This is a genomic window from Nonomuraea solani (assembly GCF_900108335.1).
GTDB classification, from domain to species: domain Bacteria; phylum Actinomycetota; class Actinomycetes; order Streptosporangiales; family Streptosporangiaceae; genus Nonomuraea; species Nonomuraea solani.
The window spans coordinates 23,024-34,880 of record NZ_FNVT01000029.1 but is presented as its reverse complement, the minus strand read 5'-3'; the positions used below and the strand labels follow the sequence as shown (position 1 = coordinate 34,880).

Genomic DNA, 11,857 nt, shown 5'->3' with positions numbered 1-11,857 from the left:
GTACCCTTGCTGTTCGAGGGGCGTTAGCTCAATTGGCAGAGCTGCGGACTTTTAATCCGTAGGTTCCGGGTTCGAGCCCCGGGCGCCCTACCACTCCATACCCCATCCGACCTGCACTTTCTCGATTTTCGAGCGCCTTCTGCGAGGCGAAGACGGCCGAGTTCATGCTCGTCACATGCTCTTCGGCACGCGTCCGGCACATCGGCGGGCCAATGGCGTGATCGAAATGCGCCGGTTTGCGCTGCCGGGTATCGGGCGCCTGAGGCCGGATCGTAAAGCCAGACCCGAGCGACGCCCAACGGAAGGGCATGGCGGAAGGGTTGGCGGGCGGGACACGCCCGGCTTGACCGCAGACCCGTCCAAGCACTGGTCAAGCCGCCTCCGGCCGAATTCACGTGCCTTCATGACGGCGGCCGTACCGAGCTCCTCCGCAGAACGGATCTGCTCGTGATCGCCCGTTTTACCCTTCCGTGAAGCATCCTCTTCGTCCTGCCCGCAGCTTCACCTGCCAAAAACGTTCACCCATGCAGTTCAAGCGGCATAAAGATCAATTACAGCAGACGAAAGCACATGAGGACCGAGGCCAAACCGCAGGTCAACCACCATGCATGAGTATTGGCACAGCTCAGGTCCGGTGGGTCGATCGTCATCGCGGCAGCTTCGCAGTCCCCTACGACATTCTCCGGAATGTCGCACGTCGATACCGAGGGACCAGAGAGCGAACCAGGGCTCCGGGGCTGGCCCGTCCTCACCGCTCGAGGTCCTGGGCCTGTGGCTTCGTCGCCGCAGTGTCTTCGGGCGGCCGCGAGCATATCCTCCCGGAGAGCCGCGAGCTTCGTCAGGGCCTCACGTGGCGCCACTCGAGGCAAAACCCCATTACACGGCTTCGGCGTCCGACTAACGCATGGCCTCAACCCGAACCAAGCAAGGGTCAACCTCGGCGGCGCCCGGCCCGATTCTCATTCCGGAACGGATGGCCCGCCAGGGTGATTGGAGACTAACGCGACGGTTACCACGCGCGCCGCGTCGTCCGTCCGCCGGTCGGCTGCTCGTCGCGGCTGCGGTAGACCACATAGGGCCGGGTCAGGTAGCCGACGGGTGCGGTGAGCATGTGCACCAGCCGGGTGAACGGCCAGATCGCGAACAGCGCCAGCGCGCTCAACGCGTGTAGCTGGAACAGGATTGGCGCGCCCGCCATCAGCGACGGATCCGGGTTGAGGTAGAACACCGACCGGAACCACGGTGAGATGGTGGTGCGGTAGTCGTAGCCGCCGCCGACGAGGTTCGCCATTACCGTGGCCGACAGCCCGAGCACGATCGTGAGGCTCAGCACCGCGTACATGATCTTGTCGTTGCGGGTGGTGGCGGTGAACACGGGCCCGACCGTGCGCCGGCGGTAGATGAGGATCGCCAGCCCGCCGAGTGTGGCCAGGCCCGCGACGGTGCCGAGCGCGACGGCCGTCACGTGGTAGGCGGTCTCGCTGACGCCCACCGCTTCGGTCCAGGTCTTGGGGATGACCAGCCCGCCGACATGACCGAGCAGCACGACGAGGATGCCGAAGTGGAACAGCGGGCTGCCAATGCGCAGTAGCCGCGACTCGTACATCTGTGACGAGCGGGTGGTCCAGCCGAACTTGTCGTAGCGGTAGCGCCAGACGTGCCCGAGCACGAACAGTGTCAGTGCCACGTACGGCGCCACCACCCACAGCACGACGTTCATCGCGATGCCTCCATGACGGCGTAGGGTTCCATCCCGACCTCCTCGGCCGGCGGCCCTTCGGCCGCCAGCCGCAGAGCGGCCTCTCGCTCGCGCGGTCCGGCCGGGGGCAGCGTCGCCGTCACGGCCGCCACCACGTCGGCGTACGGTGAGCGTTCCTGCTCCAGTGCCGTGCGCAGCAGCTCCAGCCCTGCCCGGTGCTCCTGCAGCAGGCGCCGCGCTTCCCACACGGCGCCACGGCCCGACAGCTCGCACACCACGGCCACGTGATCGGGCAGCTCGCCGCCGACCGGTTCGAAGCCTGCCCGGCGCAGAGCGTGCTTGAAACGCAGCAGCGCCCCGCCGCGCTTGCGGGTATCGCCGTAGGCGTAGTAGGTCAGGTAGGGGCAGCAGCGCCGCTTGAGGTCGAAGGTCGCCACGTAGTGCGCGGCCAGGTCGGCCTGGGCGGTGACGGCGACGTGCTGGAGGAAGGCGGTCAGGCGGTCGCGGACCTCGCCGGCGGGCAGTTCCCCCACCGCCTCGGCCAGCACGTCGCGCGCGCCGTACAGCCGGTCGTCGGGGTAGCCGAGCAGCACCGAAGCCACCATGTGGGCCGTGCGCAGAGCCGTCATCGCGGATTCCTCCCGTTGCGCTTCGGGAACAGGCCGTCGGGGACGCCCTTGCCGTCCCAGTTGAGCAGGTTGACGCGGCCGTGCGGCTCGCCCGCCTGCCGGTCGCTCAGCTCGCCCGTCTGCCTGTCGCGCAGGGCGTGGAAGTTCTCCACCGCGACAGGGGCGGGCGTGCCGGAGGCCTCGCCGAACGGGCCGCCCATGCCGGGCCCGCCCTCGTAGTCGAGGCTGCATCCGGTGGCCGGCTCCTCCAACTGGACGCCCTGCTCGGCGTGGGCCTTGGGGATGACGTACCGCTCGGCGTAGGGGGCGAGGGCGAGCAGCCGGTGCATGTCCTCGATCTGCCGCCCGGTCATGTCCACGGAGGCGGCGATCGATTCGTCGGTGCTCTGGCCGAGATTGAGGCGGCGCATGTACGAGCGCATGGCGGCCAGGCGGCGCAGTACGGCACGTACCGGCTCGGGGTCGCCGGCGGTGAACAGCTCGGCCAGGTAGCCGATCGGGATGCGCAGGGCGTCGATGGCGCCGAAGAGGTTGCCGGCGTCCTCGCCGTCGTGGCCGGTGCCGGTCAGCACGTCCACGACGGGCGACAGGGGCGGGATGTACCAGACCATCGGCATCGTGCGGTATTCCGGGTGCAGCGGCAGCGCCAGGCCGTACTCGAAGATCAGCTTGTGGATCGGGGAGTTGCGCGCCGCCGCCAGCCAGTCCTCGGGGATGCCGTCCGCGCGGGCGGCGGCGATCACCTCGGGATCGTGCGGGTCGAGCAGCACGCCGCGCTGCGCCTCGTACAGGTCTTTCACGTCCGGGACAGAGGCGGCCTCGGCGACGCGGTCGGCATCGTAGAGGAGCAGGCCGAGGTAGCGCAGACGGCCGACGCAGGTCTCCGAGCAGACGGTGGGGATGCCGACCTCCACCCGGGGATAGCAGAACGTGCACTTCTCGGCCTTGCCGGTGCGGTGGTTGAAGTACACCTTCTTGTACGGGCAGCCGGTCACGCACATGCGCCAGCCCCGGCAACGGTCCTGATCCACCAGCACGATGCCGTCCTCCGACCGCTTGTACATCGCGCCCGACGGGCAGGAGGCCACGCAGGAGGGGTTGAGGCAGTGCTCACAGATGCGCGGCAGGTAGAACATGAAGGCCCGCTCGAACTCCAGCTTCACCTGGTCCGACACCTTGCGCAGCACGGGGTCGCCGGACGCCAGCTGGGGGGCGCCTGCGAGGTTGTCGTCCCAGTTCGCACTCCAGGTGATCTTCGTGTTCCGGCCGGTGATGAGCGACCTGGGGCGGGCCACGGGCGTGTCCTGTGTGGCGGGGGCGGAGAAGAGGCGGTCGTAGTCGTAGGTCCAGGGCTCGTAGTAGTCCTGGATGGAGGGCATGAGCGGGTTGGCGAAGATGGTGAGGAGCTTCTTGAGCCGGCCGCCTGCCCTGAGCCGCAGCCGGCCGCGCCGGTTCAGCTCCCAGCCGCCCTTCCACTTGTCCTGGTCCTGGTAGGTGCGGGGGTAGCCCTGGCCTGGACGGGTTTCGACGTTGTTGAACCAGACGTACTCGACGCCGACGCGGTTGGTCCAAGCCTGCTTGCAGGTGACCGAGCAGGTGTGGCAGCCGATGCACTTGTCCAGGTTCATCACCATGGCCAGCTGCGCCATGATCCGCATCAGTAGTCGACCTCCTGGGAGCGGCGGCGGATCACGGTGACCTCGTCGCGCTGGTTGCCGGTGGGTCCGAGGTAGTTGAAGGCGAAGCTGAGCTGGGCGTACCCGCCGATGAGATGGGTGGGTTTGACCAGCAGCCGGGTCAGGGAGTTGTGGATGCCGCCGCGGCGGCCGGAGGTCTCGCTCTTGGGCACGTCCACGACGCGTTCCTGAGCGTGGTACATGTACACGGTGCCCTCGGGCATGCGGTGCGAGACGACCGCGCGGGCCACGACGACGCCGTTGCGGTTGACGGCCTCCACCCAGTCGTTGTCGGCGATCCGCGCCTTGGCGGCGTCGGCGGGGCTCATCCAGATGGTCGGCCCGCCGCGCGACAACGTGAGCATGAGTAGGTTGTCCTGGTATTCGGAGTGGATGGACCACTTGGAGTGTGGGGTGAGATAGCGCACGGTGACGCCGTTCTCGCCGCTGTCGCCCACGCCCGGCTCGCCGAACATGGCGGTCATGTTGAGCGGCGGCCGGTAGATCGGCAGGGCCTCGCCGGCCTCGTGGATCCAGTCGTGGTCGAGGTAGAAGTGCTGACGGCCGGTGAGGGTGTGCCAGGGTTTGCGGTGCTCGACGTTGATGGTGAACGCCGAGTAGCGGCGCCCGCCGCTCTCGCTGCCCGACCATTCGGGCGAGGTGATCACCGGTACGGGGCGGGCCTGGGTGTCGGCGAAGGTGATCTGCTTGTGCTCGTCGGCCAGTCCGTCGAACGAGGTTCCGGTACGGCGGGCCAGCGTGGCGAAGCCCTGGGCCGCGAGGCGGCCGTTAGTGGTGCCGGACAGGGCGAGGATGGTCTCGCACATGGCGACGTCCGTGTCCAGTTTCGGCCGGCCGTCCTCGGTGACGCCGTTCAGGCGGCCGAGCCGGGCGATTTCGCCGGAAACGTCATAGCTGAGGCCCTTCGTGGTGGCGCCGAGCCGGTCCGCGAGCGGGCCGAGCGCGGCCATCCGGCCGGCGACGGCGCCGTAGTCGCGCTCCACCACGACGATCTTGGGGAAGTCGCGGCCGGGCATCGGGGTCCGGCCGATGCCGCGCCAGTCGGTCACCCGTCCGTGCGGGGTGGCCAGTTCGTCGGGCGTGTCGTGCAGGAGCGGCACCGCCACCACGTCCCTGCGGGTGCCCAGGTGGGTGCGCGCGAGGTCGCTGAAGGCGCGGGCGATGGCGTGGAAGGCGGCGAAGTCGGTGCGGGTCTGCCAGGGCGGGTCGATCGCCGGGGTGAACGCGTGCACGAACGGGTGCATGTCGGTGGAGGACAGGTCGTGTTTCTCGTACCAGGTGGCGGCGGGCAGCACGATGTCGGAGAACAGCGTGGTGGAGGTCATCCGGAAGTCCAGCGACAGCAGCAGGTCGAGCTTGCCCCGGGGCGCCTCCTCCGGCCAGGTCACACTGCCGGGACGCTGATCCGGCGTCGCCTCTTCGGCCCGCACGGCCGAGTCCGTGCCCAGCAGATGGCGCAGGAAGTACTCGTTTCCCTTGGCCGACGAGCCGAGCAGGTTCGCCCGCCACACGGTCAGCACGCGCGGCCAGTTGGCCGGCGCGTCGGGATCTTCGCAGGCGAAGCCGAGCCGCCCCGCGGCGACCTGCTCCGCAACGTACGATCCCGGATCGGCGCCCACCTCGTCCGCCAGGTCCAGGGGATTGCGGTCGAACGTCGGGTACGACGGCATCCAGCCCATCCGCGCCGACTGCGACAGCAGATCGGCGGTGGCCTTGCCGGCGAACGCGCCCTCCCCGAGCGGAGACGAGACGACGTCCGCGCTGTAGGTGTCGTAGCGCCACTGATCGGTGTGCAGGTACCAGAACGCCGTGCCGATCATCTGCCGGGGCGGCCGCGACCAGTCCAGGCCGAAGGCGAGCTGCGCCCACCCCGTGACCGGCCGGCACTTCTCCTGCCCGACGTAATGGGCCCAGCCGCCGCCGTTGACACCCTGGCAGCCGGTCAGCGTGGTCAGCGCCAGGAACGAGCGGTAGATCGTGTCGGAGTGGAACCAGTGGTTCGTCCCCGCGCCCATGATGATCATGGAGCGGCCACCGGACTCCTCCGCGTTGCGGGCGAACTCCCGCGCGATGCGCGCCGCCGCCTTGGCCGGCACTCCGGTGAGCGCCTCCTGCCAGGCCGGTGTGTACGGCTCATCCGCATCGTCGTAGCCCGACGGCCAGGTCCCGGGCAGCCCGTCGCGGGGCACCCCGTACTGGGCGAGCATCAGGTCGAACACCGTGGTCACCAGGTGGCCACCGACGCGCCGCACCGGGACGCCGCGCGCCAGCACTCCGCCGGTATCCCCGTCGAAGCGGGGCAGCATCACCTGCACCGCCTCCTCCCCCAGCGCGGTCAGCAGCGGGTCCACGTCGCCGAGGTCCAGGTTCCAGCGGCCCTGGCCCGGCTCGGAGAAGCGGAAGGCGAGTGAGCCGTTCGGCACGACCGGCTCGCCGCTCCGCGCGTCCAGCAGCACCGTGGCGAATGCCGTCTCCTCCCCGTCCTGCCCGAGGTCAGCGGCAGTGAGGAACTTGTCCGGCACGTACGATCCGTCGCGCTCGCGCAGCCTTACCAGGAACGGCAGGTCGGTGAACCGCTTGACGTAGTCGGTGAAGGGGGGTGTCGGCCGGTCGACGAAGAACTCCTTGAGGATCACGTGCCCCATGGCCATGGCCAGCGCGCCGTCGGTGCCCGGGTGCGGCGCCAGCCACTCGTCGGCGAACTTGGCGGCGTCGTTGTAGTCGGGCGCGAGGACGACCACCTTCTGGCCCCGGTAGCGGGCCTCGGCCAGGTAGTGCGCGTCGGGTGTGCGGGTCACGGGCACGTTCGAGCCCCACAGCATCAGGTAGGCGGCGTCCCACCAGTCGGCCGACTCCGGCACGTCGGTCTGGTCGCCGAACACCTGCGGTGAGGCCACCGGCAGATCGGCGTACCAGTCGTAGAAGGACAGCATCGCCCCGCCGATCAGCGAGATGAACCGGGCGCCCACGGCGTGCGAGGCCATCGACATGGCCGGGATCGGCGAGAAGCCGGCCACCCGGTCCGGGCCGTAAGTCTTGATGGTGTGCACATGCGCCGCGGCGATGATCTCGCATGCCTCGTCCCAGGTGACGCGCGCCAGGCCGCCCTTGCCGCGGGCCGACTGGTAGCGGCGGCGCTTGGCCGGGTCGGTGGTGATCTCCGCCCAGGCGGCGACCGGGTCGCCCAGCCTGGCCCTGGCCTCCCGGTACATCTCGACCAGCACGCCCCGGGCGTAGGGGAAACGGACGCGGGTGGGCGAGTAGGTGTACCAGGAGAACGCCGCGCCGCGGGGGCAACCGCGCGGCTCGTACTCCGGCCGGTCGCCGCCGACGCTCGGATAGTCGGTCTGCTGCGCCTCCCAGGTGATCACGCCGTCCTTGACGTACACCTTCCAGGAGCACGAGCCGGTGCAGTTGACACCATGGGTGGAGCGGACCACCTTGTCGTGGCTCCATCGGTCACGGTAGAACGCATCACCCTGGCGGCCGCCGATCTGGTGCAGCGTCCGCAGGTCTTCCGAGACTGTGCCTGGGCGTAGGTGCCGGCCCAGCTTCAGCAGGGCGTCGCTGACCGGTCCGTCTGTACCCGCCATATGTCCGACTCCTCATCTCGCGGGCAAAGCGGACATGCCCGCTGGCGACGTTTTCATGGCACAAGAGTTCGGTGGGTTAGCTACCCACCGGCGCTGGATGCCGAGGACGTCTTTTAATCCTCTCGATCGGTACGAGGGTCACGTCAGGGTCTTTGGTCCCATCTTCCGGCCGAGCGACGCCTACGTTGACGGACTTGGCGGCGCGGCCGGACTCCGCCCGGCTGTCGAGCGGACCGCCGTGACCGTCAGCACCAACGTCAGCAGCGACACGCCGGACAGCAGGGCCAGCCCCACCCCGTAAGAGCCGAACAGGCCGTAGACCAAGCCCATCACCAGGGGCGGCACGAACCCGCCCAGCCCTCCGGCGGCGCCGACCAGGCCCGTGACCGAGCCCACTTTGTCGGCCGGGGCCACCTTCGCCACCAGGGCGAAAACGGCTCCGCTGCCCGCGCCGAGCGCGGCGGCCATGGTCAGGAACGCGATCGTGCCCGCCATCATCAGCGTCGGGGTGAACGCCTGCACCGCGGCGCACAGCGAGACCACGCCGAACACGGTGGCCAGGACGGGAATCGACCCGAACCGGTCCGACAGCCAGCCGCCGATGGGGCGCATCGCCACCGCCAGGATCACGAACCCGGCCATCCGGTTGGCCGCGTCGGCCTGCTCCAGCCCGTAGGCCGACTGCAAGTAGACCGGCAGATACACGGAGAAGGCGACGTACCCGCCGAACGCGACCGCGTACAGCACGCATGCCTGCCAGGTGATCGACAGGCGCGCCGCCGCCGCCAGGCGTGCGACGGTCGACTGGGCCGGCGCCGTACGGCCCGGCGCGTCGCGCAGCACGAACCAGGCCACCGCGGCATAGACGGCCAGCACGGCCGCGGTGATCAGGAACGGGGTCGCCGAGCCGCCGGTTCTGATCAGCCTGACCGTGGTCAGGGCGCTGATCGCGGTGCCGCCCATGCCCATGCCGAAGACACCGACGACCAGACCGCGGCGCTCGGGCGGGAACCAGGCGCTGACAAACGGCACCCCCACCGCGAACACCGTTCCACCGATCCCCAGGAAGAACCCGCCCACCAGCAGTGCCGCCAGCGACCCCTGCCCGGCCACGCCGATGAACAGCACCGGCACGATCGTGGCCGCCGAGATCAGCGGCAGCATCACCCGGCCGCCGAACCGATCGGTGAGCGCCCCGACGGGGATGCGGCCCAGCGAACCGACGATCACCGGGACCGCCACCAGCAACGCCTGCTCCGAAGCCGACAGGTCCAGCAACTCCTTGAACCGCGGGCCCAGCGGGCTGAGCAGCGCCCAGGCCCAGAAGTTCACCGCGAACCCCACGGTCGCCAACGCCAGCATCCACGTCGGCCGACGGGCGGACCTCGTTGAGGCCGCCCTGTCGGTGGCATCAGTACGCATCTCATCCCGTCCTCGTCATGTCGATCACGCTCAGCGGGCGGCGACCTCGATCCGTCACGATCTTCTAGCCACGCTCATTCCGTATCCCAGCGCAGCGATCCACGGTCAGGTAGGGACGAAGGTCCTGCGGGTGAGGTGCCTATGGTCCGCTCCGAAGCGCCGACGTGGTAGGCGCCCGCTGGTTGCGTCCGTCTCGAAATCGCCGGCCTCCAGCTCTGGACTGGATCCGGGAGCCGGCGACGATGTCCGCGAACTCGTTCAACGCCCGCGACGAGGGCGGGCCATCCGGCGGCATTGGCGAGGGCGGGGTCGGCAAGGTCCGCGATGACCTGGGGTGGCAACTGCGACCGCCGGTGTGTCGAGGGGTCGCCACCGTTCCAGGGTGGGGTCGCGTTCGCCGTCCTCTGCAAGCAGTCCCACCGACGGGCCGTTGCTGTGGACGATGCGCATCTGGTGCTGCGCGCCGCGTGGGCGATTGGAGGATCCCACGGAGAGCCACACATCGGTGTAGACGGCGCCGGCCCCCGGTGGCCGACTCACAGTAACTCCCACAGAGTTTCTGACCGGTGCCTCGACCGCCGGATCGGCGCGTAGGTGGCGGTGGTCGCCAGCGCGACGCATGTCGAAATGAGTAAGAGGGAACGATAACTGTGTGATTCCCCCAGGGGCAGGCTGGCGGACGCTGGGCGCAGTCGCAACCCTCACATTGTTGGGAATATTGATCGCTTTCGCCGCGCAGCGCCTCGACCGCGATGACGAGGTCAATAGGGCCGATCTAGCCGCCTTGACCCTGGCAGCGGCAGTGGCGGCCACAGGAGTGATCGCTTGGCTCAGACGTTCTTTCGCCGTATCCCCTCTCCGGGCGGCCAATCTCGACGCAGCCCGACAGATCCTGGCTGAGCAGGTGGAACAGCAATGGAAGACGGAATCGCGACTTCGGCTCTTGGGCGACCCGGAACCCATGCCGATCACCTGGCAACTGACCACCAAAGCCGCGGAGATGAGCCAACCTCATCTGATCACGACCGAAGATCTGGCCTTTTCCGCACGCGCCGACGACATCGTCGATCTGACCCGCCAATTTCGCGCCCTCAAGCACCGTCGATTGATCATCACAGGTGGAGGAGGCACGGGGAAAACCACATTGGCCGTACAACTTCTCCTTGAGTTACTCGCCGTCCGAACCACCGAACAGACGATGGCACATGGCGGCGAAATCATTCCCGTTCCAGTGCTTCTTCCCATCAGCGGCTGGGATTGCCGCGCGTATCCTCACCTACATGACTGGCTGGCCGTTCGTCTGGCTCAGGACTATCCGGCGCTCACCAGACCGGAGTTCGGACAAAGCGCCGCCGCCACGCTGGCATACGGTGGCCACATCCTGCCGATCTTGGACGGCCTGGACGAGCTTTCCGACCAGAATCGCGTCAAGGTCATCAAAGCGCTGAACATTTCCCTGACCGCCCACGATCCAGTCATCCTCACCTGCCGCACCAGCGAGTTCACCGAAGCCATCACCCAGACCGGCCGACCGATCAACGGCGCTGCCGTCATCATTCCAGCAACCCTCACCACGGCTGACGCCGCGCGTTATTTGACCGCTTGCCTACCGGGAGACCTTCCTGAGGCATGGCGAAAAGTCCTGGCAGCCCTCACCGAGGGCATCGTCCCCGGCCTGGCCCAACTCGCGTCTGCTCCACTGGGTTTGTGGCTGATCCGTGCCGTCTACATCGACACCGCCTCCGACCCCACCTCCCTCGCCGGGCCCCTGGGAAGGGATGCGGTCGCACTACGCATCCACCTACTTGACCGCCTCATCCCCGCCCTCACCAAAACCCGGCTGGCCAGCATGAATCCCGCCGAGCACTTCCGGCCCCGTCGATCACGTGATGCAGTGGCCACTCGTCGCTATCTCGCCTATCTGGCCAGCCACTTCCACCCCGCCGCCACTCGGGACATCACCTGGTGGCACATCCCTAACACCGTCCCCCATCTGCGGATCGCCGCCGGGATAACCGCTGGACTTCTCACCGGGCTCGTGTTCGGGCTCGGGGCTACGCTTGCGTTCGGCCTCATCACGTCACTCGCAGCCGGACTGGTGGGGGGCTTCGTGGGCGGACTCACGGCCGCCGGTTCCTGGGTGGACGAAGCGCCGGGGCACGCGCCGCTCCGCCCTTGCGGACGAACGACCCTTTTCTTTCAGTCGATCAGAAGCAACCTCTCATTCGGACTCGCGTTCGCACTCGCGACCGGGCTTGTGTTCGGGCCCGGAGGGGGTGTCGCGTTCGGCCTGGAGATCACCTTCATGGCCGGACTTGTGTTCGGACTGGTCGAGTGGGCGGAACAATCCACACACCCACCGATCAGAACACCACGCTCTGGAAGGCAGGCCGAGAGGATTCTCACCCTCTTCTTAGCGCTCCTGGCCGGAATCGCGGTCGGGATCGTCGTTGGGCTCGGGGGCGTGTTCATGATGGGACTCGGAAATCTGCTCACGTTCGGGCTCGCCATAGGGCTCGCCGTTGGGCTTGCGGGCGGGCTCGGAGTCGGCCTAGGGGGAGGTTTTTGGGGTCGGCTTGGAGGCGGCCTCGGGGGTGGGAACCACCATGCGTGGCTGGCATGCACGCTCGCGGTCGCACGGCTGGTCCTCACGCGACGCCTTCCTCTTAGGATCATGAACTTCCTCGACGACGCCCACCGATTAGGACTGCTGCGCGCCGTCGGGCCGGTCTATCAGTTCCGGCACGCAGATCTACACGACCATCTCGCCAAGAAAGACGCCCATCGACCATCGCAGTAGATGACGAGCTACTCAGA

At 68.3% G+C, this 11,857-nt stretch carries 6 protein-coding genes and 1 tRNA gene; 2 read left to right on the top strand and 5 right to left on the bottom strand.

All coding sequences use genetic code 11. The features are described 5' to 3' along the window. Positions 1-17 precede the first annotated feature (17 nt). Positions 18-93 (top strand) — tRNA-Lys (locus tag C4V41_RS53220). A 916-nt stretch (positions 94-1,009) separates the two neighbouring features. On the opposite strand, the gene narI is transcribed toward C4V41_RS53220, so the two are convergent. From narI to C4V41_RS53195, 5 genes are all read right to left on the bottom strand, one after another. Next, positions 1,010-1,720: a respiratory nitrate reductase subunit gamma gene (gene narI, locus C4V41_RS53215; protein WP_103963728.1), complete on the bottom strand. Its 711-nt coding sequence runs from the start codon at positions 1,718-1,720 to the stop codon at positions 1,010-1,012. Beyond that, positions 1,717-2,328, bottom strand: coding sequence for a nitrate reductase molybdenum cofactor assembly chaperone (gene narJ, locus C4V41_RS53210; protein ID WP_103963727.1), 612 nt, complete (start codon positions 2,326-2,328; stop codon positions 1,717-1,719). Before narJ ends, narI begins: the two co-directional genes overlap by 4 nt. Beyond that, positions 2,325-3,986, bottom strand: coding sequence for a nitrate reductase subunit beta (gene narH, locus C4V41_RS53205; RefSeq protein WP_103963726.1), 1,662 nt, complete (start codon positions 3,984-3,986; stop codon positions 2,325-2,327). The genes narJ and narH overlap by 4 nt, the downstream gene beginning before the upstream one ends. Further along, positions 3,986-7,618, bottom strand: a complete 3,633-nt coding sequence (locus C4V41_RS53200) for a nitrate reductase subunit alpha (RefSeq protein ID WP_103963725.1) — start codon at positions 7,616-7,618, stop codon at positions 3,986-3,988. The genes narH and C4V41_RS53200 overlap by 1 nt, the downstream gene beginning before the upstream one ends. A 180-nt stretch (positions 7,619-7,798) precedes the next feature. Beyond that, positions 7,799-8,980 (bottom strand): MFS transporter, encoded by a 1,182-nt coding sequence (locus C4V41_RS53195; RefSeq protein ID WP_200824870.1) that lies wholly within the window; start codon positions 8,978-8,980, stop codon positions 7,799-7,801. Positions 8,981-9,758: 778 nt separating this feature from the next. Here C4V41_RS53195 and C4V41_RS53190 point away from each other — a divergent pair. Further along, a complete protein-coding gene (locus C4V41_RS53190; RefSeq protein WP_103963723.1) occupies positions 9,759-11,840 on the top strand; it encodes a hypothetical protein in 2,082 nt (693 codons plus the stop codon). The last annotated feature ends 17 nt before the right edge of the window (positions 11,841-11,857 follow it).